Below are 26,728 nucleotides of genomic sequence, written 5' to 3'. Positions count from 1 at the left end.
ACCCAAATTGTAGAATGAAAAAGGAGGCTTGCCTTTGCTGCATATAACCGTTCTTGTTCCGTTTCTCCTGGCCCTGATGATAGCGCTTCTGCGCGGGAGGATGCGAAAGCTCCATAGAGGATGGCTTGTATTAGCCGCACCGCTGGCGTTATTCATATATTTCTTGACCCGGATTCCAGTCATCAAGGGAGGGGAGCTCGGATACGAGACCCTGTCCTGGATTCCTTCCCTTGGGATTGATCTGGTCTTCCATCTCGATGGATTAAGCTTGCTGTTCGCCTTGTTAATTACGGGCATGGGTACTCTGGTCTTTATCTATTCCATATTTTATCTCGATAAACGCAAGGAAGAGCTGACGCCGTTCTATGTATATCTGCTGTTATTCATGGGGGCGATGCTTGGAGTTGTGCTGTCCGATAATCTTATGGTGTTATACGGATTCTGGGAGCTAACGAGTGTCTCGTCGTTCCTTCTGATCGCCTACTGGCACCGGAGACAGAAATCACGCTATGGCGCACAAAAGTCCATGCTGATTACCGTCTTCGGCGGTCTGGCGATGTTCGCAGGCTTCCTGATGCTGTATGTGATGACGGGTACGTTCAGTATCCGCGAGATCTGGAGCCAGGTGGGCGATATCAGCGGAGAGACGCTGTTCATTCCTGCGATGCTGCTTATTCTGCTGGGTGCCTTCACCAAATCGGCCCAGTTCCCCTTCCATATCTGGCTGCCTGATGCGATGGAAGCGCCGACTCCGGTCAGTGCGTATCTGCACTCGGCAACCATGGTCAAAGCCGGTTTATATCTGGTAGCACGTTTCAGCCCGGTGTTCGCGGGGCAACATGAGTGGTTTTGGATTGTGTCGGGTGTCGGCCTGATCACCTTGATCTATGGATCGATCCAGGCGATGAAGCAGACGGACCTGAAGGCTCTGTTAGCCTATTCTACAATCAGTCAGCTTGGACTGATTATGGGATTACTCGGTATGGGTTCAGCCGCGTCCTTCTACACAGGGGAAGAGGCTGTATTCTATACCGCCGCAACAACGGCAGCCCTATTTCATTTAATTAATCATGCCATATTCAAAGGTTCGCTCTTCATGGTGGTCGGAATTGTCGACCATGAGACGAATACCCGTGATCTGCGCAAGCTCGGCGGTCTGGTGTCTCTGATGCCGGTCACCTTCACGCTGGCGTTGATCGGCAGCTTCTCGATGGCGGGTCTTCCGCCGTTTGCCGGATTCCTGAGCAAGGAAATGTTCTTCACGGCTGTGCTGAATATCAGACAGCTGGATATCTTCAGCCCGGGGGCCTTCTTCACCCTCTTCCCGGTGCTGGCGTGGATTGCAAGCATATTTACCTTTGCATACAGCATGATTATGGTCTTCCAAACCTTCTTCGGCAAATATCAGCCGGAGAAGCTGGACAAAAAGCCGCATGAAGCGCCCTTCGGCCTTCTGCTTCCGCCAGTGATTCTGGCATTACTGGCCGTAGTCACCGGCTTCTTCCCCAATATACTGTCGAAGTCACTGATCGTGCCGGGGATGAATGCGATTCATCCGCAGATTGCCGCCAGCTCGCCTTTTTATGTGAATATCTATTTCTGGCACGGGTTCACCGCCGAGGTCTGGATGACGCTGGGTGTGATCCTTCTGGGGATTATCGTATACCGCGTATACGGCCGGTTCAGTCTGGTCGAGAAGGAATGGCGCACCGGACTAACGCTGACCCACGTGTATGACGGGAGTATCCGTCTCGTGGAGAGCGTATCCCGTGCAGTGACAGGCCTGTACATGACAGGTTCAATGCGTCATTATCTGATGTACATTTTCACCCTGATTATCGCCGTTGTCGGCGGCACGATGCTGTACTCGGAAGGCATTACGTTCGGCCAGGGGCAATATGCTCCGGTCACATTCTTTGAAGTTGTTGCGGTACTGGTCCTGCTGACAGGCGCGCTTGCCATTCCGTTTGCCAAGTCCAGAGTCTCAGCGATTCTGATGACGGGAATGGTCGGTTACATGGTGACGCTGCTGTTCATCCTGTTCCGTGCACCCGATCTGGCCCTCACCCAGATGATTGTCGAGGTGGTCTCCGTTACGCTGTTCCTGCTCTGCTTCCGGCATCTGCCGAAGCTGAAGCGGGAGAAGGTGAAGCTGCGGGTCAAGGTACCCAAGCTGATCATCGCCTTAGGCTTCGGGATCACGATGACGCTGGTGGCGCTGGCGGCGCTCGGCAGCAGTCCGTTCGAGTCTATCTCAACCTACTATGTGGAGAATAGTTACAAGCTTGGCGGCGGCAAGAACATCGTCAATGTCCTGCTGGTGGACTTCCGCGGCTTCGATACCATGTTCGAAATTACGGTGCTGGGGCTGGCATCGCTGGCCATCTACTCGATGATCAAGCTACAGCTGGAGCAGGATCATACGCCTGTTCTGACCAGAAGCAAACCGGAGTCCTTCACGCGCCGCTATACCCGCAGCAATGATGTATTGCTGCAATCGGTGGCAAAAGTAGCCTTCGTGATCATCATCACGTTCTCCCTGTACCTGTTCTTCGCCGGTCATAATCAGCCGGGCGGCGGCTTTATCGGAGCCTTGATGGCTGCTGCGGCGCTTGTACTGATTGCGATTGCCTTCGGCACGGAGTTTGTAGAGAAGGTACTGCCGGTCGATTACCGCAAGTTAATCGCAGTCGGGATTATGATCGCTTTTCTCACCGGAATCGGTTCCTTTGTCTTCGATGTTCCGTTCCTGACCCAAGCCTTCGGCTACTTCGAACTGCCGGTCATGGGCAAGACGGAGCTAACCACGGCGATGCTGTTCGATCTGGGAGTTTACCTCTCGGTGATCGGTGTCACGATGAATATTATCTTTACGGTCGGGAGGGATAACTAATGGAGATCCTTATTGCCCTGGCGATCGGTGTCTTGTTTACCGTAGGTGTCTATCTGGTCCTGTCCAAAAGTCTGCTCCGCATCCTGCTTGGGACCACGCTGCTGACTCATGGCGTTCATCTGCTGCTGTTGACGATGGCCGGCCTGAAGACGGGCGCTTCACCTCTGCTTGGTGAGAATGCGGACAGTTATGTCGATCCGCTGCCGCAGGCGCTTATCCTGACTTCCATTGTAATCAGCTTTGGGGTATCCGCGTTCTTCATCGTTCTGGCCTACCGGGCTTACCGCTCGGCGGGGACGGATGATGTGGAAGGAAGCAAGGGGGAGAGACCATGAACAACCTGCTGGTACTGCCTTTGCTGATTCCGGCCTTTACGGCGGTCATCCTGATTTTTCTGAAAGAGAAAGTGAAGCTGCAGCGTATCCTCAGTGCCATCAGTGTGCTGGTGAACATCGCAGTAGCGCTTATCATTGTGTACCAGGTCCGTACGGACGGGATTCAAACGCTGTATATGGGAGGATGGCTACCGCCTTACGGCATCGTCTTCGTAGCTGACATGTTCGCAGCGCTGCTCGTCTTGACGACTGCGGTGGTAGGGGCAGCTTGTCTGTTCTTCTCCTTCGCAAGCATCGGTGAGGAGCGGGAACGTTTCTACTATTATACGTTCTTCCATTTCCTGCTCACCGGCGTGTTCGGCTCGTTCCTGACGGGTGACCTGTTCAACCTGTTTGTCTGCTTCGAGGTGCTGCTGGTTGCTTCCTACGCCATGATTGTCTTGGGTGGAACCAAGGTACAGCTGCGCGAGACGCTCAAGTATATCCTTGTCAACGTAATTTCCTCCACCTTGTTCGTAGCGGCGATTGCCTATTTGTACGCTGCGACAGGCACGCTTAATATGGCTCATCTGGCCATCCGTGTGGGAGAGGCCGGGCAGGGCGGAGTGATGAATGTGATTGCCGTGCTTCTGCTGCTGGTGTTCTCGCTCAAAGCAGGTCTGCTGTTATTCTTCTGGCTGCCGGATTCGTACAGTGCTCCTCCGCAAGCGGTAAGGGCATTGTTCGGCGCACTGCTTACCAAGGTGGGGCTGTATGCCATCACCAGAACGTTCTCGCTGATTTTTGTACATGATATGGGCTTGACCCATTCGCTGATCGGCTGGATGGCAGGGGCCACTATGATTCTTGGAGCCATAGGGGCGCTCGCCTATAATGATCTAAGCCGGATCTTCAATTATAATATTGTCATCAGTGTCGGCTTCATCGCCTTCGGCATCTCCGTGGCTACCCAGGATTCGCTTAGCGGGGTTGTATTCTATCTGATGCACGATATGGTTGCCAAGGCGCTCCTGTTCTTCCTGGGCGGGCTGATTGTCGCGGCTTCGGGGACGGAGCAGCTCAGGCTGATGGGCGGTCTGATACGCCGGTATCCGTGGACGGGCTGGATGTTCTTCGTCCTGACGCTGGCGCTGGTCGGTGTTCCTCCGCTTAGCGGTTTTGCCGGGAAGGTCATGATGGTCCGCAGCGGCTTCGGAGAGCAGCACACTGTGCTTGCGCTCATCGCCTTGGCTTCCAGCTTCGTGGTTTTGTATTCGCTGATCAAAGTGTTCCAGCAGGTATTCTGGGGGGGCGAGAAGAGCGATGAAGAAATCCGCCCTCTCCGCTACAAAGCGATGATGGTACCGGCTGCTGTGCTGTTTGTTCTAGTCATCCTAATGGGTATTGGCGCTGAGCTGGTGAACGGCTATGTAATACATGCCGGCGCAGTCCTCGCTGATCCGGCAGCGTACATTAATGCTGTCATAAGGAGTCGATGAAGATGGCCTTTCAAATATTGTTGAATCTCATGATTGCCTTCCTGTGGATGTTCCTGAATAATGACTGGACGGCCTCCGGCTTCATCATCGGTTATGTGCTGGGGGTGGCCGTGCTGGTGGTCATGCGGCGATTCTTCGGCGGACGGCTGTATCTGGGTAAAATATGGGCGGTTCTGAAGCTGGTGGCCCTGCTGCTGCGGGAGCTGGTGGTATCCAGCTATGTAGTGGTGAAGGCGGTGCTTAGACCGAATCTCAATATCCGCCCAGCTATCCTGATGTACCATACAGAGCTGAAGTCGGACTGGGAGGTAGCCGTGCTGATCACAATGCTCTGCCTTACGCCGGGTTCCGTCGTGCTCGAGGTGTCCAAAGACAACCGGACCCTATACATTCATGCCATGGACATCCAGGATGTGGAGCAGTTCGATGCGAATATCCGTAATACCTTTGAACGCGCGATTCAGGAGGTGACACGTTCATGATTCAATCGATTCTTATGCTGGCGTTGTCAATTATGGTCATCTCCATCGCGATCTGTGCCTGGAGGCTGGTTAAGGGGCCATCGCTGCCTGACCGGGTTGCCGCACTCGATACCATCGGTATCAATCTGCTGGCGATGGTGGCAGTCCTCTCGGTTCTGTTCAAGACGCAAGCCTTTATAGAATATATTCTTCTGATTGGAATCCTCTCTTTTATCGGGACGATGGCCTTGGCCAGATATATCGAAAGGGGAGTGGTGTTTGAACATGGACATGATCAAGACGGTCATTGAGTATGTGTTTGTCCTGCTGATTCTGACCGGAGCCTTGCTTAGCGCAGTCAGCTCTGTAGGGCTGATCCGCTTGCCCGATGTCTACTTAAGATCACATGCCGCTGCCAAAAGTGCTACGCTTGGTGTGCTCTGTGTACTCAGCGGCGCCTTCCTGTATTTCGCCTTCTTCCTCGATTTCATCAGTGCGAAGCTGCTGCTCGGAATCGTGTTCGTATTCATGACTTCGCCGCTCTCCGCTCATCTGACAGGCCGCGCGGCCTACCGCTCCGGTGTTCCGCTCTGGAGCCGCCGCGTCCAGGATGATCTTAAGGCGGCGCTGGAAAAGGAGCAGGCAGAGGAAGAGGCAACGGAACGTGTGAAGACTGACGCATCACCATAAAAGAACAGGGATGTCCACAGCGCTTGAGCTGCTACGGACATCCCTGTTGTAATATTGGCTTGGTCATGCGCTCTGAGGAGCTGTCCGTCTGCGGTACAGGTGCAGCAGCAGATACGAGGCGGCGAACGCTGCGGTTACCAGCCACAATGGAATTCTCGGGTCGAGCTTGTAGGCCCAGCCTCCGATAATGCCCGCTGGCGCGGTGAATACCAGGATCAGGACAGACAGCATGGAGAAGACCTTGGCCCGCTTATCATCATCAATGGCGTTCTGCACAGCTGCCTCCAGATAAGGAGAGCTGATCATCAGGCCTACAGCTGCCAGAATGGTGCTCAGTCCGATCCAGATAAAGCTCGCTGTAGGGTAGAGAACCAGCATGGCATTCGACAGAGCAGATAAGCCGAAGCCTGCCATCATAGCGCGGTTAGCGCTCTGATCCGGGATTCTGGGCATCAGCAGCCACAGCGTTAGCAGCATGATGACTGAGGACACGGCCGGGAACAGAGAGAGGATGCCGCTGTCCAGATGGATATAATCTGCCAGATACAGGTACAGGTAGGTGCTTTTCAGCGTAGCCTGGAAGTTGAACAGAATGTATACGCCGAAGATCAGCAGCAGATTGCGCTCCGCCCCGAGGTCACGGAAGGCGCCGCCGTATTCAATCATACTTTCCCTAAGGCTGAGCTCACGGGTCTCCTGTCTTTTGCGGATGCCGGCCTCGGTCTCCCGGGTAGTCAGATGGCGGCCCACGAACTGGAAGGTCATGAAGAGGAAGGCCAGCACGTACATGATCCTCATGCCCGTGACCATGCCATACTGGTGGACAAGCAGACCGCCCAGCGGTGCGAACAGGCCTCCGATCACCCCGATAATTTGCAGCAGTGTGAATACATAGGTCCGGTCAGAGGGGCGGGTATCTTCAACAATCAGGCAGTAAAAGGCGATATGCGGCACACGCTGGAAGCCGTTAATCACCGCAGCCGCCACGAAAAACCACAGGTTCTGTGAGAAGGCCCATAACAAGGTGGCGAGACTCCAGCTAAGCAGGTCAAAATATAATATAGCCCGCTTGCGTCCCAGCCGGTCCGTTAAATATCCGCTGAGCAAAGAGGAGAATACCTGTACGATGAGTCCGATCGTCGTTATCCAGCCGATGTTCAGCTCGGTCAATCCAAGCTCATACATGTACAGGGTGGCATAGGTAGAGAACATGCTAAAGGGAATCAGAAAAAAAGGCTCAAAGGTCAAGCAGCCCCGGCTGTTTCCCTCCAGCCGCGGAAAAAAGGGTTTTGCCATGATGAAATCCTCCAGGTTGTCGATTGTCTACACTATATTTATTTAACACAAATTGGAGCTGAGCGCATGTTTATTATTCTCGGACTGGTATTTATTACGATATATGCCCTGATTGTCTTCTATATTGGCTGGAGCGGCTGGAGCTGGATCAAGCCGGTCGTCTCCGGACGGTTCCGGCTGTTCTATATTATTGCGCTGATCTTCCTGGCCAGCTCGCTGATCCTCTCCAGAGTAGTGGCTGGGTCAGCTGTCTTAAGCGTCATCGGCAGCTACTGGCTGGCCGTATTCAGTCTGCTGCTCATGCTGCTGCCGCTCGTGCATCTTATGGTCTGGCTAACGAAGCTGTCCAAGCTGCCGCGCCGCGCGGTTCAGAAGTGGTCCGGTATCCTGACGCTGGTTATTCTAATCACCCTGATAGGATATGGAAGCTATAATGCGTACAGTCCGGTTGTCCGTTCCTATGAGTTACAGATTGACAAGCCGGGTCCGCCCAGCGGTAAGCTTCACATCGTGATGGCTTCGGATATGCATTTCGGTTATTTATCCGGCAAACGCCATGCAGAGCGGATGGTGCAGGAGATTAACGCCTTGCACCCCGATCTGATACTGCTTCCGGGCGACATCGTGGATGATGACGTCAGGCCCTATAAGGACAAAGGTCTCGGCGCTGTGCTGGCGAAGCTTGAAGCTCCGCTCGGGGTATATGCTTCCCTGGGGAATCATGACCGGTTCAAGGGCGGGACAGAGGAGATCATCAGCCTGCTGGAGGAGAGCGGGATGCAGGTGCTCTACGATGAAGACGTCGAGGTGGGCGGCTGGCTGACGCTGATTGGACGGAAGGATTACAGTGATAAGGAGCGGGCCAAGCTGGCTGACCTGACCAAGGACGTAGACCGTTCCAAGCCGGTATTCATGTTAGAGCATCAGCCGGTGGAGTTCGGGATTGCTGAAGAGCAAGGCATCGACTTGATGGTCTCCGGCCATACCCACCGCGGGCAGATCGCACCAGCCAACCTTATCACTTCCAGGGTGTTCGAGAATGACTGGGGGTATCTGAAGAAGGGACAGCTTCATACCGTCGTCTCTTCAGGCTATGGCTTCTGGGGCCCGCCGATCCGTATCGGCTCGCGCTCAGAGGTGGTGTCCCTTCAGGTGGAGTTTTCTAACGTGAATAAGTAATTTGGAAGGGCTGACCGGGTGTTCGGGTTAGCTCTTTTTTTGGATGATATATTTACAAAAACCATTAGATCAGTTATATTGTACTGGTACAATAAGTACACTGGTCACGCAAGGAGGAAGCGTGTGGAGATTATCATCAGCAGTAACCGGAACAAGCCCATTTATGAGCAGATCACCTCGCAGATTAAGGGCAAGATTATGAGCGGAGAGCTTCAGGCAGGAGACCCGATCCCTTCGATGCGTGCCTTGGCCAAAGCAATTCAGGTCAGTGTCATCACCGTACAGAAGGCGTATGAGGATCTGCAGCGTGACGGATTCATCGAGACGACGGTCGGGCGTGGAAGCTTCGTCTCTGCCGTGAACCAGGATGTCTTTCAGGAAGAGCAGCTGAAGAAGGTGGATGAGCATCTAATGAAGGCAGCCGAAATCGCCCGCGCAAGCGGAATCAAGCTGGAGACGATGGTGGATATGCTGACTATCTTTTACAAGGAGGGAAATCATGAATCTTAGTTTGGAAATCACCGGACTGACCAAGTCCTATGCCGATTCCGGCTTTATGCTGGACAATGTATCATTTGCTATACCCAGCGGAACGATTATGGGGTTCGTGGGGGAGAACGGGGCAGGGAAGACGACAACGATCAAGTCCATTCTGAACACGGTTCAGATTGACAGCGGAACAATCCGGCTGCTGGGCAGGGAGATGACGGATACTGACACGGTCTTACGCGAAGATATCGGAGTGGTGCTGGATTCGGCCAATTTCCCGGCGGTGCTGACCCCAAATAAGCTGGCTAAGGTCATGCGCGGCATCTATAAGCAATGGGACCCGAAGCTCTACATCAAGCTTACAGGGAAGTTCGGCCTGCCTATGAACCAGAAGATCAGCGGGTTCTCACGGGGCATGACGATGAAGCTGGCGATTGCTGCCGCCCTGTCGCACCATCCCAAGCTGCTGATTCTGGATGAGGCTACTTCGGGGCTGGACCCGGTGACCAGAGAGGAGATTCTGGAGGTGTTCCTGGAATTCGTAGAGGATGAGCGTCATGCTATACTGATGTCCTCCCATATCACAAGCGATCTGGAGAAAATCGCTGATTATATCACCTTCATCCATCAGGGGCAGATCATTCTGACAGCGATGAAGGATGAGCTGATCTACGACTACGGCGTAGCCCGCTGTACCAGTGACCAGTTCCGCCGTATTGCAGAAGGAGACAGGCTGGCATACCGGGTGAGGGAGCATCAGACCGATGTGCTGGTGAGGGACAGAAGGAGCTTTGAGGGGCAATACAGCGGGATCACCGTCGATCAGGTATCTATTGAAGAAATTCTGCTGCTGCTGGTAAAGGGGGAGAAATAGGATGCGCGGACTGCTGCTTAATAACTACTACTCGCTGCAAAATACGATCAAGACATCCCTGGGCATCGCGCTGATGCTGGCGCTGGTCCCATTGGCCGTAATTAATAACTCGATACTGAATGCCATCATTGGTGCGCAGATTCTGGTCTTTGTGGTGAGCATCGGGGCCTCCCTGCAGGCGGATGAGGCATCGAAGTGGAACCGCTTTGAGATCACATTGCCGATCAGAAGGCGAACGGTGGTCTATGCCAAGTACTTAAGCTTTCTGCTGCTGATTCTGATGGGGACAGCTACGAGCCTGATTACTATAGGGGTGATCTATGCCAAAGGCGTGGACACCTCGGGCTGGAGCCTATCCACCGGGTTCACCTTCGGTTTATCGCTGGCCATCACAACGCTGGCGGTCTATTATCCGGTTGTGCTTAAATTCGGTGTGGACAAAAGCGAGCTGATGGTGATGGTAGCCGCAGGAATCGCTGTAGTCCTCCGGGTTCTGGTATGGCTGCTGCTGGGCCAGTATATGGACGGTGTTAACTTCAATGGACCAGAGACCGGGTATGCATCTCTGCTGTTGGCGGTTCTCTTGTTCGCCATATCTTATGTGACGGCCGTGCGGATTCACCGGAACAAGGAATTCTGATGCTGAAGAAGCCGGGCTAAGACCCGGCTTCTTCAGCTTTTGCGGCTTCGCATAATCTCCTTATAGACTTCAATAGCCAGCGCCCGGGACCGCTTCAGGTCAACAATGGCATCATCGGCAGGCAAATGAATGGCCTGGTCAGACCAATCCGCGCGTTCCGGCAGCCAGGTGCGGAGATAGCTGCCGTCTGGATCATGCGTCCTGGACTGGGTGACCGGGTTCATCACCCGGAAATAGGGAGAAGCATCGAAGCCCAGCGAAGAGCTCCACAGCCAGCCGCCGCGGTTCTGGGCATTGTCGTAATCGCTGAGCTTCAGCCGGAAATAACGTTCACCGTAGATGAACGGACAGCCCAGATTCTTCGTCAGGAACATCGCCGTAATCATCCGCAGCCGGTTAGGCATCCAGCCGGTCTCATTCAATTGGCGCATGGCAGCGTCGATGACCGGAATGCCGGTCCTGCCCTGAGCCCAGGCCTCGAAGTGCTGTGTTCCAAGCGCAGAGAGGTCATATATTTTCTCATAATTGAAAAAATCCCCATCCAGCCTTGCCTGATACAGATAGAAATCCCTCCAGGCCAATTGCCGCAGCCATTCCTCTCCAAGGTCATCTTCCTCAGTCAGCCTGCGATAGACAGCCCTTGCAGATACAGCCCCTGCATTCAGGTGGCTGCTCATCCGGCTTGTCCGGTCCTCCGCATATTGGTCGCGGGTATCCGGGTAATGCTGGAGTTCTGCCGTAATGAAATCCTCCAAGGTTCGGCCCGGATTCATCTCCCTTGCCGCATCCTTCAGTTGTGCGAGTTGCTGATCTATTTCCTCCGGAAGCCTGAAGGCCTCTCTCATCTCCGGATGAAGGTCTGCCGTCTGCAAGCTGCCCAGTCCCTCAGTGTAAGGGGGCCGGAACCGTTCTGAGAGAAAAGCGCGCCAACGGCGGTAAAAGGGAGTGAATACCTTGAACGGCTCACTCCTGCCGCACCAGTCCATGAAATCTTCCAGGTCACAGAGCATCCGTTCATGCCGGGCATGGAACCGGAGGCCAAGCGAATAAGCGGTATCCTGCAGCACACTGTCCCGCTTCAGAGCATAAGGGGTATAGTCTGCGTGTAAACTGACTTCCTGTATGGGGTGGAGCTGTGCCAGTCTGCGGAGGATTTCCTCCGGCTCCCCGTACAGGAGATGAAGCCGCTTGCCCTGCTCCGCGTATTCCTGCCGGAGGCGGGCAACATGCAGCAGGAAATTCTGACCGCTATGCTCCAGATAACGCTTATTCCTTAGCAGAAACGGCTCCAGTATTAATACATGCAGGGAGTCCTCCTCTGCTGAAGCTATAGCGTCGAAGGCCGGCAGATCAGAAGTCCGCAGGTCCTTGCGGTGTATGAATAGAATCATAGATGATGGATGTCCTTTCAAATAGAAGTATCGTGTCTCTATTCTATATACCCAAATTGTACTTTTACAAGATTATAACACTCAAGTGTCAGGTTTTTTGTTAGAATTAGGAAGGCTGCAGGATTTTACTCGACTAAAGGAGAGGTTTTATTTTGAAACGAGGATTCACACTAGTGCTCATGGTGCTATTGCTGCTATCGGGCAGCATTACAGCATTTGCCGCAGAGCAAGGCAGCGTAGGAGCAGGGGGAGCTACCCCATCCGGCATTCCGCTGACCGGGCTGGAAGCTTTTGTAGACGATTATGTAAAAGAGTACATAGGAAAGCAGACCGTAGGCGCTTCCGTTGTGATGGTGAAGGATGGACAGATTGTTCTGTCCAAGGGGTACGGCTACGCCGATGTGGAGAAACAGATCCCCGTCACCCCGGATACGGTCATGGAATGGGGCTCGATCAGCAAGCTTGCTGTATGGGCATCCGTAATGCAGCTGGCGGAGCAAGGCAAACTGGACCTGAATCAAGATATCCGTAAGCTGCTGCCGGAGAACTTCCTGACTAAGCTGACGTATGATGAGCCGATCACGATGCTGAATTTGATGAACCACAACGCCGGATTCGAAGAGTATATGTTCGATATGGCCTACCAGTCTCCTGAGGAAGTGCGGTCACTGGAAGAGGGGCTGAAGCTGGCTCAGCCCGCACAGATCTACAGACCAGGGGAAGTGGTCGCGTATTCCAATTACGGAAACTCACTGGCTGCCTATATTGTGGAGCGCATCAGCGGACAGCCGTATCATGAATACGTCCAGCAGCATATTTTTGAGCCGCTGGGCATGAAGCATTCCATGGCGTATTCTGTGGTGGAGGACCGCCCGGAGCTGCTGGAGCATAAGGCCAAGGGATACTTCTTCGCCGGACCAGGCTCCTTCAATCAAGGGTCATGGAATTATATGTCCATGTACCCGAACGGCGGAAATAACGGGACGGCGGAGGATCTGGCCAAGTTCGCCATGGCCTTCATGCCTGCCGCCGGAGAGCAATCTCCGCTGTTCCGGAAGTCCGGTACGCTGGATACGATGCTGACCCGCAGTCATTCCGCTGCAGAAGACATGCCGGGCATCGCCCACGGGTTCTGGGAGTATCCGGGAGTTCACCGGACGCTGGGGCATGGCGGGAACACGATTGCTTTTGCCACCAATCTGATGCTGGTGCCTGAAGACCGGTTTGCAGTCGTGATTATGACGAATCAGGCGGGCGAATCCCATATTGTTCATGGTCTGACCAAGGCAGTAGTGGGGCAGAGAGCGAAGACGGAGGCAGCGGTTCTGCCGGATGTATCAGAGGTGGAAGGCCGATTCGTGGCAGCACGCCGTCCCGGACATGGCTTCATGAAGCTGTTCCCTTATCTCACGATGATGAAGCTTGAGCCTCAGGGAACAGATCAGCTTAAGGTGTCACTTGCCGGGATGAGCGGAAGCTATCAGCAGGTTCAGCCTTATCTCTATGCGAAGACGGGCGGAGATTCAGGGCTGGATGCCTGGCCGATGCTGTATACCAAAGTCAGTGAGGGGAAGGTAGAGGCCGTCTCGGTGTACACCTCCGATTATCTGCCGCTGGGTCCGGGCCGGTCCATGCCGGTACTGCTAATCAGTGCAGCACTGGCGGCACTGGCGATTGCCTATTTTGTAATTGCTCCGTTTGTGTTGCTGGTACAGGCGCTTCTGGGTAAAAGGAAAGCGAGTCGTCACCGTACTGCCCCCCGTTCCGCCAACCGGAAGCTGACGGCCGGACTGACTTTAACCGGCACCGGTCTGGTCGTGAACAATCTGGTGCTGGCCTTACGGATGCTGAGCAACAGTGAACGTGCCTATGCAGAGGTCTATCCTCAGATTATAGTGAATATTGCACTGACCGGCCTGGCGGCATTGCTTATCGCTGCGCTATTGCTAACCTTGATGAAGCGCCGGTCCCCGTCTGTCTTACCGGCCCGTAGCCATTGGCCGGCCATCGTGCCCATGGTGATGATGTCGATTCTGCTGGTCCAGCTTGTATTCTGGGAGTTCTACAGTTAAGCAGCAGGGGACAGGCTGAGAAGCGGCAGCTCTGATGGGAAAGAGGCCAGGATGCGATGAGAGCCGGAAACAGGTGGATTTTGTCCACTTGCTTGACCGCAAAAAACTCTTACTAAGCCCCACAAGTGCGGTGATCATTTGCTCGTGGGGTATCGGTAGAATACCTTTCAATTTCTGTACAAACTAGAAACGGCTACGCTATCCTCTTAAGGACGGCATAGCCGTTTCTATTACTATAATAAAGGTTCTATTAGTATTTCGGCTGCTTAATGAAGGGGGATAGCAGCTTCTGAGCAATTGGACGAAGCCAAAAAGCCACCACTGTCGTTCCCGTCCATGAGCTGCGCTTATTCTGGAGATATTGGTCGTTGATGATATAAGTCCGGGTGGAAGCAGGGCTCCTCAGTCCCAGCCGTTCCCATTCAGCCGGATCATTGGACCCGCCGAGCCTGATCAGCATAGCCTCTGCCGCACGTTCGATCTTATCCGGAATCTGATCGAATGCTCCGGTAATCTGCGTATGAAATTCATCGATCGGGCTGCGGCTGGCGATGCTCTCCAGGTGAATGCCTTCGCGGAGATAGGAGACGAAGGCCAGATGGTCAGCCCAGCATTCATCGATATAGAACAGCCGTACCCGCTGTTCCGCAGGGCTCACCCTCTGCTCGCCCAGCAGGATGCTGAGCCGCTCTGTGTAGAGAATCCGCCGCTGGTCCTCGATCATATCCGAATAACGGTTCAGCTCGTTATGGATATCGAAGTTCTGGCTCATTACAATTTGCTGAATACTTGCGATCTTCCGGCCAAGCGAAGGCTCTGCAATAGCTTCCTGCTGTCTGAGCGCATGGGCTGGGGTTGGGGAGCTGAAGCGGCGCATCAAATCGTCTTCCAGACTGACATAGAAGACAGAAGCCCCCGGGTCGCCCTGGCGGCCGGAACGCCCGCGAAGCTGATTGTCAATCCGCACGCTCTCATTCACATGGGTGCCAATGACATATAACCCGCCGAGCCGGGCGACAGCGTCGGCCTGTACCGGGTCACCGCCGCCGAGCCGGATATCGACACCGCGACCCGCCATATTCGTTGAGACCGTTACGGCGCCGAGTTCTCCGGCTCTGGCGATGATATCCGCTTCCTCAGCATCATTCTTCGCATTCAGTACCTGAACGGGAACACCGGCAGCCGCAAGCTCCGCAGCCAGCATGTCCGATTCCTCGACGCTTGCGGTCCCAATCAGTATGGGACGTCCCTCCCTGTGAATAGAGGAGATGTCCTGCACGAGCGCCTGATATTTGACATCCTTGTGTGTGTAGATCCGGTGAGGGTGATCTACCCGGATGTTCGGCTGATTCGGCGGAATCTCCACCACCTGCAGAGCATAGATATCCTTGAATTCCATAGCCGAGGCGCAGGCTGTAGCGGTCATTCCGCAGATTTCCGGATATAGGCTAATGAAGTGTTGAATAGTGATTGTACCGAGAATTTTCCCGCCTGCGGTCCATTTCAGTCCTTCTTTGGCAGTCAGTGCGGCTTGCAGCCCGTCCGGCAAATACCGGTTCTCGGCCACGCGTCCCGTATATTCTTCGATCAGCTCGATAGCACCGCCACGGACAATGTAATCAATGTCCTTCGTTAATAAGGTCTCCACATGCAGCGCACAATTCAGTGAGGTTAGCAGCTGACTGTTCCGGCTATCGTAGAGATTACCGCATCCCAGCAGCTCCTCTACCTTGGCAGCACCAGCATCGTTCAGGTATACGTTCCGTTGGAATTCGTCATAATCGTAATGCTCTCCAGCCAGCAGCTGCCGGGCCAGATCTGCGTATCGCATGCCGTCGCTATGACTGACCTCGGATTCGCCGCTGATTACAAGCGGTACCCGCGCTTCATCAAGCAGCAGGGAATCAGCTTCGTCCACGATGACATAGTGGAAAGGGCGGTGTACCGTAGCGGCTTCCGTGAGCGCAATGGTGTCCCGCAAGTAGTCGAACCCTGCTTCTTTTGCCGTAACATAGGTGATATCGCTCCTGTAGGCCGCCCTTTTCTCGCTCAGACTCATGCCCGCTTGAACCGAATCCACCGATAGTCCCAGGAAGCGGTAGATGGGACCCATCCACTGTGCATCCCGCCGGGCCAAATAATCATTGAAGGTCAGCACATGCACGCCTTTGCCGGTCAGCGCATTCAGATAGGCCGGCATTACGGCTGAGAGGGTTTTGCCTTCACCCGTGTGCTGCTCAATCAGCATTCGCTCGTGCAGGGCGATAGCAGCCATGATCTGGACATCATAAGGCTGTAATCCGAGGGTTCTTGAGGCAGCCTCGCAGACTAATGAATAGGCATCGACCAGCAGCTCGTCCAGAGCTATGCCGGATTGGGCAGCGTGCCGGAGCCGGAGGGACTCCTGCTGAAGCTTGGTGTCATCCCATGTCTGCAAATTGCGTTTGCGGATGTGCTCCGTTTTGTCCCGGTAGACACTAAGCATATTCCGGTTATCGTAATCTCTGAAACGTTGCACGAATCTAGCAGCTATATTCATAGTCATAGTCTCTCCCTGTTCTCCCAACTGCTAATATGAACGTCATCGGGCTACTTTACTGTATATTATAATCTATTCCTGTTTCGGTTTACCAATGTATGGATTATAAGCCCAAGAGACGAGAGTTAGCTGAATAGGAAAGGGGAGTGGGAGCAGCCTTTAGGCACTCAGTCCGCCGTCAACCGGCAGGATGACCCCTGTTACGATTAAAAGCAGCCTCTCACTTGAACTGTATCCCCAATTATTATTGATGTCTAACCTATGTACAATTTATTGGGTTCGTTAGCGATAGAAGTCCACCATATCTCCAAACAGCTGTTTAATAAATTCGAGCTCGCTTTCTTTATATCTTTCCAAAAACTCGTACATTCTTTGCTTTTCCTTCACATGAAGCTCATCATGAGCAGCAAATAGCTTTTTGCCGATAGGCGTTAGCCGAAAATACACTTCCTTTTTGTTGTCGTTGAACTGGGCTTTTCGCACCCAACCTGCCTTTAGTAATTTATTTGCGATCTTGGAGGTATTTCCTTTACTTAAATTGATTCTCTCCGCGATGGAAGTGAGATTGATCGGCTCCTGCTCTCCGATGCACGCAATGGTGTGCAGTTCCGTCATATTCAAGCTGAATTCTGATTCAATATGCTTCCGGATATCCTTCAGGTATGTGGCAGTTATTCGGGTTTCATATTGCTCTTTTTGCTCAAGAAACTGAACGAAAAATTCATGAATGGCAGTTTTGTTTTTACTGGCAGTATCCATCATTATGCTGGCTCCTCGACTTATTTGTTTTATTATATCATAGATTGTTCTCTGAGAAACATACGGAATACCCATATTGGGATTGGGGTTGACATGATAAAGAGTAACCAAGTAAAATGATATTGTTTCGAATGAAACTAAAATTGTATATAATTTTCATCACCCTTGTTTTAACGGGCGATAAAAAAGGTTCTAACGAAACAATAATTGATGAAGGAGGTTTGCCGGGAATACTTGTCCACTTTTCAAGAGGGAATTTATAAATAGGGAAATGGAGCATACCTGCCTATGGAGGTCGTAAATCCGAAGACCTTGACGGATAAGTTTACATCTGTAATTTCTCATGTCGTGGTAACTACTGCCTCCCAATTGGCCTTCATCTCAGGTCAGGTTTCTGTAGATGAAACAGGATCATTGGTCGGTTCAGGGGACTATTACGCGCAAGCGATTCAAGTGTTCACCAACCTTAAGTATGCATTGGAAGCCGTGCGAGCGGATCCCTTGTACATTGTAAAAATGAATATTTTTGTTGTAAACCACAACCCGGAAATGATTCCGATTATTTTTGAGGCAGGATTTCATGTGTTTGGCCCTCACTGGCCGAAGACAGCAAGTACCTATATAGGCGTTCAAGCACTAGCCGATCCTGAATGGCTTATCGAAATAGACGCTATCGTGATCTTCCCATAATGTTTAAGAAAAGAGGCTTTTGATATGAAATATGAAGTCATCCTGATCGGTGGCGGACCTGTCGGCATGATGCTGGCCGGGGAATTGGCATTAGCCGGTGTAAAGGTCTGCGTCATTGAGCGATTAAAAGAGACAACTCCTTATTCACGTGCGCTTACCGTACATCCTCGAACTCTTGAAATATTAGATATGCGTGGACTGAAATCACAATTAATCAGTCAAGGCCGCTTACTTTCGAGAGGACATTTCGCCGGATTAGAAACTCCTTTGGATTTCACGGTGTTGAATTCTTCTTCCAATCACACTCTCTTTTTACCGCAGAGTGAGACGGAGAAGGTGTTGGAGGAATGGGCGCTTAGCCTTGGCGCAGAGGTCTGGAGAGAGGTTGAGGCTCTATCTGTACACCAGGATGAGGATGGGGTTGACGTTAAGGTCGCAGGACCTCATGCAGAAACAACGTTAAGATCAGCTTATGTGGTAGGTACGGATGGAGCCAGAAGTTTGGTTCGCAAGCATGCAAATATATCATTTGAAGGTTCAGATGCGACCTTCACGGCGATTCTGGGGGATGCCGTTCTATCTGATTTGGCTCCTATGAGTGTCATATCCCGGATTACAGAAAAAGGATTGGTCAGCATCATGCCGATCAATGATCATCTGTATCGGGTCTTGATGATCGATATGGAGAGACGTAACATCTCTAAGGATGAGCCCGTTACATTGGAAGAGTTTCGTTCATCGCTCATCCGTACAACCGGAAGCGATCTGGGATTGAACGATGTGAAATGGATGTCCCGTTTCGGAAATGCGACGCGGCAAGCTGGACGCTATCGGAATGGTCGATTGTTCTTGGCGGGAGATTCGGCGCACATTCATTTTCCCGCTGGTGGACAGGGAATGAATGTCGGCTTACAAGAAGCGATGAACTTAGGCTGGAAGCTTGCAGGAGCAATCAAAGGCTGGGCTCCGGACTGGCTATTGGACAGTTATCATGCCGAACGCTTTCCATGGAATACAACCTTGCTCCGGAATACCGAGGTCCAAACCCTGCTTCTGGATGTGACTCCCCCTATCACGGAACTTCGAAGTATGTTAGCTAAACTGATTCAAATACCGGAAGCAAATTATCAGATCGCCGCACAAGTTTCCGCAATGGATGTACTTTATGCTCCAGACGCCGAAGCGCCTCCCCATCCTTTAAATGGGAAACGTTTCAAGGATCTAAGCTTAAAGCTGAAAGACGGGCAATTGATTAACTCCTATCCGTTACTACAAAAAGGTACTTTTCTTCTGCTGCATTTCCATCCTAATGAACAGAATAGCTGTCAATGGGAAACGTTTAGCAACCTTCAAGTTGTACATGCCTCTTTGGCTGAGGCTGACGCGGATTGGAACGACGTCCACACGGCGCTTATTCGGCCGGATGGACATATTGCCTGGGCGATTCCTCTATCCGCTCCAAATCCAATGCAAACCATAAATGAAGGAATCACTCGCTGGTGCGGGGACATTACCGTATAGTAATTCGTTCGAGGTGCGTAACTGATTCGCTACCACGTTCAAGGATCTAATGAATTAGGGCTTGCAATTAAAAACAAGCGACCCTTCAGAAGGCGGACAGCCCCCGGAGGATCGCTTGTTTATTTTAATAGTATTCATTGGATCGTAAGACTTAACCTTTGACCCCGCCGACAACCATCCCTTTGACGAAATACTTCTGCAGGAACGGATAGACGATGATAATCGGCACACTGGCCACAATAGTCATCGTAGCACGGATAGAGGTCGGTGTAACGGTCGATTTGTTGCCCTGCGCGTTCGCAAAGGCATCGGCTGCCGAGGAACTGGACATCGCGGTGTTGGATGTTGACAGCATCTTCATCAGCTCGTATTGCAGCGTACTCAGGCTTGGCGTGGAGGAGTTGTACAGGAAGACGTCAAACCAGGAATTCCACTGATAGACCGCTACGAACAGGGAGACAGTAGCCAGCGCCGGAACGGTCAGCGGAAGCACAATGCGCGAGAAGGTGATGAAGTCGCCTGCGCCGTCGATTTTGGCCGATTCCATCAGTCCCTCAGGCAGTGCCTCAATGAAGGAGCGGATGACGATCATATTAAATACGCCGATGATGCCCGGAATGATATAGACCCAGAAGCTGTTCAGCATGTTCAGCTCTTTGATCAGCAGGTAGCCTGGAATCAGACCGCCGCTGAAGTACATGGTGAAAATAAACGTGACGGACACAAACTTCTTCAGCTTATATTCCGGACGGCTTACCGTATAGGCCAGCATCGCTGTACAGAATACGGAGACCACAGTGCCGATTACCGTCCGTGCTGCAGAGACAAACGTTGAAAAGAAGATGTTGGATTCACTGAATACATACTCGAAGTTGCGCAGTGTCCATTCACGAGGCCAGATATAAATATCACCGCGGACAGAGTCATTCGCTTCATTGAACGATAGAGCAAACATATTCAGGAACGGATAGAGGGTAACAATGACCAAGAGAATCATGAAGATCGTATTGCATATATCGAAGATTCGGTCACCAAGCGATGAATTCCGGTATGAATTGGTTTTGGATTTAGCCATTACTTGTGTCCTCCTTTCTAGTACAATCTGCTTTCGCCCATACGCTTGGCGATATTATTGGCTGCGATCAAGAAGATGAAGCTGACCAGCGTCTTGAACATACCCGCTGCGGTGGCAAGCCCGAAGTTGTTCATCTGCATCCCGTACTTCAGTACGAAGATATCCAGATTCTCCGAGTAGTCGAGGTTCATCCCGTTACCTAACAGGTACTGTGCCTCGAAGCCGGACTCCAGAATATGGCCCAGGTTCATGATCAGAATCAGAACGATAACCGGCTTGATACCCGGCAGGGTAATATAGAACATTCTTTGCAGACGGGATGCCCCGTCAATCTCAGCCGCTTCATATTGAGAAGGGTCGATGGAGGTGATGGCTGCCAGATAGATGATGGTATTCCAGCCGACATTCTTCCAGACTTCCGTAACCCCGAGTATTCCCCAGAAGTACTTGCCTTCGCCCAGCCACAGAATTGGATGATCAATAAGCTGCGCTTTGACCAGCAGCACATTGATGATCCCTTCCGGTGCCAGTGCCATCTGTACAATATTGGCCGCTACGACCCAGGAAATGAAGTAAGGCAGGTAACTGATCGTCTGCACGGTGCGTTTGAAGAACACATTGCGCAGCTCATTCAGCAGCAGGGCCAGTACGATGGCCGTTACAAATCCGAGAACCAGGTTAATGGAGCTCATAACCAGAGTATTACGAAGGACGCGATAGAACTGCTGTTCCTGGAACAGGAATTTGAAATTGTCCCAGCCGACCCACTTCTGGTCGAACAGATCCTTGGCTGGCTTGAATTTCTGAAAAGCAATCGTCCATCCCCATAGCGGGAGGTATTTGAATATAATCACCCATAACAGAAAGGGCAATGACATCAGCATCAGCATTTTCTGTTTAGATAGCTCTTTAAAAAAGGTTTTGAAGCGCGAAGTACCGGTATTATTCGATTTTGCCAACTGCACAGCGGTTTTTCCCACCTGTACCGTCCCCTTTCCAAGCTCCATATTCTCTCTTTGCTAACAAGTGTAGAAGGGAAAAGTGAAGGCAGGCTTCACTTTTCCCGGTTCATCATGCTGCATCTGGGAAGCGGACGCTTACCATTTGCCGTCGATGCGGTCCTTGATCTTGTTAGTCATGAATTCTTCGTAGCCCTTAGCATCGAGCTTGTTGTATTCGGCCAGGTATTCACTCCAGACCTTTTCAAATTGGCCAGGGGCAGCAAGCACCATACGAGGATAGTACTTCTGCTGCAAATCGCCGGCTCTCTGGCTGAAGAGCTGCTCAGGGGAGCCCGGTTCTTTCTCAATACTCCAGGCAGGGTACCATGGACGCTCTACCGGCTCGGCATAGAAGTCGGAGAAGGTCTTCAGGTTGTATTTCTCCAGCAGTGTTTTGTCGCCATCTGTGTAGTTGATCGCTGCAACTTCCGGCTGGTTGAACGGAACGTGGGCGTTGCCGTCATCATACACGGAATTGTCGCCATAACGCGGCCATTCATAATCGAAATAAGCGAAGCCGAATTTACGTTTGAAATCATTGTCGTTGCGGTTTGTCAGCTGTTCTTCGCTCATCACCATACGGCCTTCAGCGTTCTTAGTGTAAGTTTCGCCTTCAATGCCCCACTCGACAAGCTTCTGGTTCTCATCGGTCAGCAGGTTGTCAAAATACTTGATGATGCGGACCGGATCTTTTGCGCTGACAGAGATACCCAGCCCGCGGTTGTTAACGAAGGACGGAGGATCAACATAAGCATCTTTAATGCCTTCGTCAAATACGATAGGAAGGGCAACGTAACGCAGATCGTCGTTACCGGCGGATCTCAGATTGTTCGTGGCGTCGTTGATCTGCCAGGAATAGTTGACATATCCGAGTACACGGCCGGAGGTCAGCTTCGCCAGATACTGGTCTTTGTTCGCTGTGAACGTCTCAGGGTCAACCAGACCCTTGCCGTTCATTTCGTTCAATTTAGCCAGCCAGCGCTTCTCATCTTCGGTTCCCTGGTACAGCTTGGCTTCATGAGACTCCATGTCCACCAGGACGGCGCCTTCATTCGGATAACCGGCCAGATGCATAGGCTGGTTGGTGATGGTGAAGAATTCACCGGCTGTACCGGCGAAAGTAGCGAAGCCGATGGTGTCTTTACCATCCACCTTAGGGTACTTAGCTTGGTATTTCTCAATCAGGTCAAAGTACTGGTCAAGCGTTTTCACTTCCGGGTAACCGAATTCCTTAAGGACGCGTCTCTGCATCCAGAAGGTACTGCTTGGATCTGGCGGCGATAAGTATCCGTTTACATTTGCAGTGAAGGGAAGGATATAGATGTTGCCGTCTTCATTGGTGATCTTGTTCATATAATCGCCGTAGACACGCTTGATGTTAGGGCCATACTTCTCAATCAGATCATTGAGCGGAATGTATGCACCGGCATCGAGCAGCTTGGCGAGCTCGCCGACTGGAGAGATGACATCAGGATAATCGCCTCCGGCAATCATAACCCCGGACTTGGTGCTTCCATCGCCAACTACATATTCCATTTTCCAGTCTACGCCTGTCTGTTCCTGAAGCTTCTTACCGATGGTGGTATCACTGGCCATGGTATCCTTGTTGGCTCCGAAGCCGAAGTAAGTGAACGTTACCGGCTCAGTGCTTACCTCGCCGTCGTTGCCGCTGGCACTGTTCTTGTTCCCGTTGTTGCCGCCCGAGCAGCCGGCAATGAGGAGGGCTGAAGCCATAACAGCAGCCAGTCCGGTTTGCATCCATTTCTTTGTACGCATTTCATATCCCCTTTCTTTACTTTGTGCTATTGAACATCCTCATTATAAAAGAAAGCGTTTAACTTTGTTACAGGGCAAACCTTAGATCAGTCTTTGAATAATTAAGGTATACCCTATATTTATTATTTGTTATCCAGAGGCAACCGCAGCAAAATGCGGGTTCCCGCTCCGGGCTCGCTCGTGATGGAGAAGGTGAACGATTCCCCGTAGGTGATCCTCAGCCGGGTGATTACATTCTTCATCCCGATTGAATCCCCCATGGCGGTCTCATCGTCCAGATAATGCATAAGCTCACTGATTTTCTCCTGGTCCATGCCCACGCCGTTATCTGCAATGACGAAGACAATCTGCCCGTTCTCCTGGGCGATCTGGATATTGATATACCCGATGCCGGCTATATTCTCAATTCCGTGAATACTGGCGTTCTCCACATACGGAAGGAAGGCCATCTTCGGAATTTCAATGTTCAGCAGCGACTGGTCTACCTCGATGTGATATTCAAGCTTGTTGTCGAAGCGGTATTTCTGAATCTCCAGGAAGCTCTCGATTAATTCCAGCTCCTCGCGGATCGTAACGAAGCTGCTCTTCCATGTGATTGATTTGCGGAAAATTTTCGCCATGTTCTGAATCGTCCGCGCCGTCTGGGTCTCACCCTTCATCATACTGCGCATCCGGATCGTCTCCAGCGCATTGAACAGGAAATGAGGGTTGATCTGACTGTGCAGCGCATGCAGCTGGGCCTGCCGCTGCCGGAGTTCCAGCTCCTTCTTCTGTATTTCTGCAACATATACATCATTGATCAGGTTCTCAATGCGTTTACTCATCCGGTTGAACTCAACGGTAAGCTCGCCAATCTCATCCCGCTCCAGGTGGTAGGGGATGAGTCCGAAGTTTTTGTCTTTTACAGACTTCATATGCCTCAGAATGTTCTTAATACGCGTGTGAATAGAACGGGACATGATCATAATTACGATGGTAGGAACCAGGAAGTTAATACCGGCGAACCAGAGGATAAATTGCCCGGATTGTCTGACGTCAGACAAAATAAGGGTCTCATCCAGGACGCCGTAAATCGACCAGCCGCTTAGATAGCGGTTATTCTGGTAGGTTTTGTCGATTACAATGGCCTGCTTAGGCTTGGGAATCTCAGTTGGGGTCAGGGTATGCGCCGCATTAATCAGCCCGCTGGGCTGACCGCTGGAGAGACGGCCGAAGCGGGCCTGGCCCGACGGGTCAAGAATATAGAAATCACCGCTGAAGCTGGATAAATCCAGAATCTGCCGGATATAGTTCATGTTCAGGTCAATTTTGAGCACATGCTCGTAGGTCTCCAGCCTGCGGTCGGTAAGGCGCTGGATCACGCTGATGCTGTCGGGCGTTACATAGAGATGAGGGTGAGTGTTGCTGAACTTACTGATCTGCTTATACCAGTCCTGCTCGCGCATGCTGTCCTCCAGCTTAATGATATGGGCTGAGGCCAGAACGGTTGGATTGTCGGTCATAATCACCGAGGAGCTCAGCACCTTGTTCTCTTTGTCGGTCCGGTTGAACAGATTCGATATGGCGTTCAGCGACTCCACATAGCGGTCTGTTGAAGCATAGGTGGTATTCAGATGCTGGATCAGCTGCCGGTCAATAGAGTAGAGGTAGGACATGCCTGCAGCATCTTCAATGACGGTCCTCAGCTCAGCCTGCAGCAGATTCATCGCCTGCTCGGCATCCGCGGTCTTCTGATTCTTGATATTGGCGGTGGTCACCTGATAGAACATTACATTGGTCAGGATGATCGGGATGAACACGCATACAATGTAGATGACAATCAGCTTGCTTCTAAGCTTCATATGATTCAGACGGAAGTTGAACACGGCAGGGAGCCTCCTTATTTACTGCCCAATCATCATATTGCGATAATCGGTTGGCGTCATATTCTCAAGCTTTTCAAACTGGGTGGCAAAATAATCCGCATTCTGGAAGCCGACCAGCTCCGCGATTTCGTACATCCGCTTCTTGGTTTGCCGCAGCAGGCGTTTGGCCTCCTCAATCCGCAGGGTCAGCAGGTATTCATTGAAATACACTCCGTAGGTTTTGCGGAATAACTGTCCAAGATAGACAGGGTTCATATCGAAATCGGCGGCAATACCCTTGAGGTAGATATTTTCACGGTAATGCCCGTCGATGTATTTTTTGATTTTTTCAATATTGCCCTCGCTCTTGCCGCCGCGCTTCTCTGCGATATATTCTGCGGCTTCGGCGATAAACTGCTGGAATATCTGCTTCAGCTGATTCAGATTTCGGTACTTCAGCGGCCAGTTGAGCAGCTCATGCATCCATTGCAGCGTATTCTCGTCACCTTCGAGCTGCCGGATAATATTAATGATGGCAATCATGCTGCGCCGGATCGTGTTCGTCACCGCTCCGGGGGCGAAGTGGCGCTCTTGGAACAGGGTGAAGATAGCGTCCACAGTTGAGCTGTAACCCTTGTTGTCATTGGCTTCGACCTCGTAAATCAGCTTGCTGTGCAATCCTTCATCGATGTCGAAATAGTATAAGGGCAGCTCCAGCAGCTCGTCCGCCATATAAATGCCTTCGAAGCCGGCGGCAAAACGGTACTGGAGGCATTGCTCGGCACTGGTCCCGGAGTCTGCAATCTGCTTGAGATGGCTTACCGTCCGGCCAACGAACAAAGCGATGCTTGTTCCAAGCTCCCGCTCCAGTGCATCCAGCATTGTGCGGTAGCCTCCCCACGGGGATGGATTAGGATCATCGGCCCAATGGCCGGGCACGATCACCCCGTATTGATTGTTAGTGCGTACATGAAGGAGCAGAGTCTGAGCCTCTTGGCGGAAATAACGCAGCAGCGAGTCCTTCAGTGCAGGCAGGTAATCGACTTCTCCGGCGGGGAGCTGATCCTGCATTTCTGCGATGAGATACGTATAGGAAGAGGTGAGAGGAAGCTCCAGCGCGTAGGCGATCCGCCCCATGACCTGATCATCAGGTTCTGTCTGCAGCAGGCTTTCGATGACCGTCTCAACCAGAGGCTTTTCACGGGTAATGGAGAGGAGCTGTTTCTTGTTCAGTATATGGGCGATTTTGCTGAGCGCAACCGCAAGCTCCTGTTCGTCAACCGGCTTGAGGATATAATCGGACACATTGTACCGGAAGGCTTGCTGGGCATAGGAGAAGTCGGCATATCCGCTCAAAATAATAAAAATCGGCTCCTGCACAAGCTCCGTCTTCACTTTCTTGATCAGTTCCAGCCCGTCCAGCACTGGCATACGGATATCGGCAATCACCAGCTCCGGGTTCAATTGTTCAATCAGGGTAAGCGCTTGCTCCCCATTCTCGGCTTCACCGCAAATTTCGAATTGCGGCGAGCATTCGCTTAAGATCCGGATCAAGCCCTTCCGCACAAAAACTTCATCATCTACAATCAGCACCTTATACAATGGACTTCCTCCTTGGGGTTATTCTGGATTGCTTGGTCCTGTTCCATCCTCGGTCAAGCCGCAGTGTGATCATTATAAGCTAATTTCCTGACAGAATTCGAGTGGAAACGACTTTTTATTCTA

General features: G+C 51.9%; 22 protein-coding genes. 13 read left to right on the top strand and 9 right to left on the bottom strand.

Annotated elements, in window-relative coordinates; genetic code table 11:
• The first annotated feature begins 28 nt into the window (after positions 1-28).
• The 6 genes from NST04_RS22050 to mnhG are packed head-to-tail and all read left to right on the top strand — an operon-like array spanning position 29 to position 5,857.
• Positions 29-2,893: a Na+/H+ antiporter subunit A gene (locus NST04_RS22050; RefSeq protein WP_341186163.1), complete on the top strand. Its 2,865-nt coding sequence runs from the start codon at positions 29-31 to the stop codon at positions 2,891-2,893.
• Entirely contained in the window at positions 2,893-3,228 is a 336-nt protein-coding gene (locus tag NST04_RS22045) for a Na(+)/H(+) antiporter subunit C (protein WP_341186162.1), read from the top strand. Before NST04_RS22050 ends, NST04_RS22045 begins: the two co-directional genes overlap by 1 nt.
• Positions 3,225-4,706, top strand: a complete 1,482-nt coding sequence (locus NST04_RS22040) for a Na+/H+ antiporter subunit D (protein WP_341186161.1) — start codon at positions 3,225-3,227, stop codon at positions 4,704-4,706. Before NST04_RS22045 ends, NST04_RS22040 begins: the two co-directional genes overlap by 4 nt.
• 2 nt (positions 4,707-4,708) lie before the next feature.
• Positions 4,709-5,188, top strand: a complete 480-nt coding sequence (locus NST04_RS22035) for a Na+/H+ antiporter subunit E (RefSeq protein WP_036694319.1) — start codon at positions 4,709-4,711, stop codon at positions 5,186-5,188.
• Positions 5,185-5,478 (top strand): Na(+)/H(+) antiporter subunit F1, encoded by a 294-nt coding sequence (locus tag NST04_RS22030; RefSeq protein WP_036694318.1) that lies wholly within the window; start codon positions 5,185-5,187, stop codon positions 5,476-5,478. Before NST04_RS22035 ends, NST04_RS22030 begins: the two co-directional genes overlap by 4 nt.
• Complete coding sequence (gene mnhG, locus NST04_RS22025) at positions 5,453-5,857, top strand: monovalent cation/H(+) antiporter subunit G (protein WP_051493387.1); 405 nt, start codon at positions 5,453-5,455, stop codon at positions 5,855-5,857. Before NST04_RS22030 ends, mnhG begins: the two co-directional genes overlap by 26 nt.
• 63 nt (positions 5,858-5,920) lie before the next feature.
• On the opposite strand, the gene NST04_RS22020 is transcribed toward mnhG, so the two are convergent.
• Positions 5,921-7,153, bottom strand: a complete 1,233-nt coding sequence (locus tag NST04_RS22020) for an MFS transporter (protein ID WP_341186160.1) — start codon at positions 7,151-7,153, stop codon at positions 5,921-5,923.
• Between the two features lie 66 nt (positions 7,154-7,219).
• On the opposite strand from NST04_RS22020, the gene NST04_RS22015 reads away from it, so the two are divergent.
• From NST04_RS22015 to NST04_RS22000, 4 genes are all read left to right on the top strand, one after another.
• Positions 7,220-8,332 (top strand): metallophosphoesterase, encoded by a 1,113-nt coding sequence (locus NST04_RS22015; protein ID WP_341186159.1) that lies wholly within the window; start codon positions 7,220-7,222, stop codon positions 8,330-8,332.
• A gap of 123 nt (positions 8,333-8,455) precedes the next feature.
• The gene (locus NST04_RS22010) at positions 8,456-8,842 is read left to right on the top strand and encodes a GntR family transcriptional regulator (protein WP_341186158.1); all 387 of its coding nucleotides are present in this window, start codon (positions 8,456-8,458) and stop codon (positions 8,840-8,842) included.
• A complete protein-coding gene (locus NST04_RS22005; RefSeq protein WP_341186157.1) occupies positions 8,832-9,695 on the top strand; it encodes an ABC transporter ATP-binding protein in 864 nt (287 codons plus the stop codon). Before NST04_RS22010 ends, NST04_RS22005 begins: the two co-directional genes overlap by 11 nt.
• Position 9,696: 1 nt before the next feature.
• The gene (locus tag NST04_RS22000) at positions 9,697-10,335 is read left to right on the top strand and encodes an ABC-2 transporter permease (RefSeq protein WP_036694313.1); all 639 of its coding nucleotides are present in this window, start codon (positions 9,697-9,699) and stop codon (positions 10,333-10,335) included.
• Positions 10,336-10,367: 32 nt separating this feature from the next.
• On the opposite strand, the gene NST04_RS21995 is transcribed toward NST04_RS22000, so the two are convergent.
• On the bottom strand, positions 10,368-11,726 hold the full coding sequence (locus tag NST04_RS21995; protein WP_341186156.1) for a cryptochrome/photolyase family protein: 1,359 nt from the start codon (positions 11,724-11,726) through the stop codon (positions 10,368-10,370).
• A 152-nt stretch (positions 11,727-11,878) separates the two neighbouring features.
• Between NST04_RS21995 and NST04_RS21990 the strand changes: the two genes are divergently transcribed.
• Positions 11,879-13,798 carry a serine hydrolase domain-containing protein gene (locus NST04_RS21990; RefSeq protein WP_341186155.1) on the top strand — a complete coding sequence of 640 codons (1,920 nt, stop codon included), beginning with the start codon at positions 11,879-11,881 and terminating at the stop codon, positions 13,796-13,798.
• 250 nt (positions 13,799-14,048) lie between these two features.
• On the opposite strand, the gene NST04_RS21985 is transcribed toward NST04_RS21990, so the two are convergent.
• Together NST04_RS21985 and NST04_RS21980 are read right to left on the bottom strand one after the other, a co-directional pair.
• Positions 14,049-16,337 carry a preprotein translocase subunit SecA gene (locus tag NST04_RS21985; RefSeq protein ID WP_341186154.1) on the bottom strand — a complete coding sequence of 763 codons (2,289 nt, stop codon included), beginning with the start codon at positions 16,335-16,337 and terminating at the stop codon, positions 14,049-14,051.
• Positions 16,338-16,619: 282 nt separating this feature from the next.
• Positions 16,620-17,099, bottom strand: coding sequence for a MarR family transcriptional regulator (locus tag NST04_RS21980; RefSeq protein WP_341186153.1), 480 nt, complete (start codon positions 17,097-17,099; stop codon positions 16,620-16,622).
• A gap of 285 nt (positions 17,100-17,384) precedes the next feature.
• Between NST04_RS21980 and NST04_RS21975 the strand changes: the two genes are divergently transcribed.
• Together NST04_RS21975 and NST04_RS21970 are read left to right on the top strand one after the other, a co-directional pair.
• On the top strand, positions 17,385-17,786 hold the full coding sequence (locus NST04_RS21975) for a RidA family protein (RefSeq protein WP_341186152.1): 402 nt from the start codon (positions 17,385-17,387) through the stop codon (positions 17,784-17,786).
• Positions 17,787-17,810: 24 nt separating this feature from the next.
• A complete protein-coding gene (locus NST04_RS21970) occupies positions 17,811-19,307 on the top strand; it encodes a monooxygenase (RefSeq protein ID WP_341186151.1) in 1,497 nt (498 codons plus the stop codon).
• 151 nt (positions 19,308-19,458) lie between these two features.
• Here the strand turns inward: NST04_RS21970 and NST04_RS21965 are convergent, their stop codons facing one another.
• From NST04_RS21965 to NST04_RS21945, 5 genes are all read right to left on the bottom strand, one after another.
• Positions 19,459-20,382, bottom strand: a complete 924-nt coding sequence (locus NST04_RS21965) for a carbohydrate ABC transporter permease (protein ID WP_036694305.1) — start codon at positions 20,380-20,382, stop codon at positions 19,459-19,461.
• Between the two features lie 17 nt (positions 20,383-20,399).
• Positions 20,400-21,362, bottom strand: coding sequence for an ABC transporter permease (locus NST04_RS21960; protein WP_051493410.1), 963 nt, complete (start codon positions 21,360-21,362; stop codon positions 20,400-20,402).
• A 117-nt stretch (positions 21,363-21,479) separates the two neighbouring features.
• Positions 21,480-23,159 carry an ABC transporter substrate-binding protein gene (locus tag NST04_RS21955; RefSeq protein WP_341186150.1) on the bottom strand — a complete coding sequence of 560 codons (1,680 nt, stop codon included), beginning with the start codon at positions 23,157-23,159 and terminating at the stop codon, positions 21,480-21,482.
• A 122-nt stretch (positions 23,160-23,281) separates the two neighbouring features.
• Entirely contained in the window at positions 23,282-25,024 is a 1,743-nt protein-coding gene (locus tag NST04_RS21950; protein WP_341186149.1) for a sensor histidine kinase, read from the bottom strand.
• Positions 25,025-25,042: 18 nt separating this feature from the next.
• Positions 25,043-26,596 (bottom strand): response regulator, encoded by a 1,554-nt coding sequence (locus NST04_RS21945; protein ID WP_341186818.1) that lies wholly within the window; start codon positions 26,594-26,596, stop codon positions 25,043-25,045.
• Positions 26,597-26,728 lie beyond the last annotated feature (132 nt).

Source organism: Paenibacillus sp. FSL H7-0756, from assembly GCF_038006765.1.
GTDB lineage: Bacteria > Bacillota > Bacilli > Paenibacillales > Paenibacillaceae > Paenibacillus_AQ.
The sequence above is the reverse complement of the archived record's forward strand: the minus strand, read 5'-3'. Positions and strand labels throughout refer to the sequence as shown.

What these genes read in the sequence shown, in the direction of transcription:
- NST04_RS22045 (WP_341186162.1), top strand. Translation starts at nt 2,893, where the DNA reads ATGGAGATCCTTATTGCCCTGGCGATCGGTGTCTTGTTTACCGTAGGT.
- NST04_RS22040 (WP_341186161.1), top strand. Translation starts at nt 3,225, where the DNA reads ATGAACAACCTGCTGGTACTGCCTTTGCTGATTCCGGCCTTTACGGCG.
- NST04_RS22035 (WP_036694319.1), top strand. Translation starts at nt 4,709, where the DNA reads ATGGCCTTTCAAATATTGTTGAATCTCATGATTGCCTTCCTGTGGATG.
- NST04_RS22030 (WP_036694318.1), top strand. Translation starts at nt 5,185, where the DNA reads ATGATTCAATCGATTCTTATGCTGGCGTTGTCAATTATGGTCATCTCC.
- mnhG (WP_051493387.1), top strand. Translation starts at nt 5,453, where the DNA reads ATGGACATGATCAAGACGGTCATTGAGTATGTGTTTGTCCTGCTGATT.
- NST04_RS22020 (WP_341186160.1), bottom strand. Translation starts at nt 7,153, where the DNA reads ATGGCAAAACCCTTTTTTCCGCGGCTGGAGGGAAACAGCCGGGGCTGC.
- NST04_RS22015 (WP_341186159.1), top strand. Translation starts at nt 7,220, where the DNA reads ATGTTTATTATTCTCGGACTGGTATTTATTACGATATATGCCCTGATT.
- NST04_RS22005 (WP_341186157.1), top strand. Translation starts at nt 8,832, where the DNA reads ATGAATCTTAGTTTGGAAATCACCGGACTGACCAAGTCCTATGCCGAT.
- NST04_RS22000 (WP_036694313.1), top strand. Translation starts at nt 9,697, where the DNA reads ATGCGCGGACTGCTGCTTAATAACTACTACTCGCTGCAAAATACGATC.
- NST04_RS21995 (WP_341186156.1), bottom strand. Translation starts at nt 11,726, where the DNA reads ATGATTCTATTCATACACCGCAAGGACCTGCGGACTTCTGATCTGCCG.
- NST04_RS21985 (WP_341186154.1), bottom strand. Translation starts at nt 16,337, where the DNA reads ATGAATATAGCTGCTAGATTCGTGCAACGTTTCAGAGATTACGATAAC.
- NST04_RS21980 (WP_341186153.1), bottom strand. Translation starts at nt 17,099, where the DNA reads ATGATGGATACTGCCAGTAAAAACAAAACTGCCATTCATGAATTTTTC.
- NST04_RS21975 (WP_341186152.1), top strand. Translation starts at nt 17,385, where the DNA reads ATGGAGGTCGTAAATCCGAAGACCTTGACGGATAAGTTTACATCTGTA.
- NST04_RS21970 (WP_341186151.1), top strand. Translation starts at nt 17,811, where the DNA reads ATGAAATATGAAGTCATCCTGATCGGTGGCGGACCTGTCGGCATGATG.
- NST04_RS21965 (WP_036694305.1), bottom strand. Translation starts at nt 20,382, where the DNA reads ATGGCTAAATCCAAAACCAATTCATACCGGAATTCATCGCTTGGTGAC.
- NST04_RS21955 (WP_341186150.1), bottom strand. Translation starts at nt 23,159, where the DNA reads ATGCGTACAAAGAAATGGATGCAAACCGGACTGGCTGCTGTTATGGCT.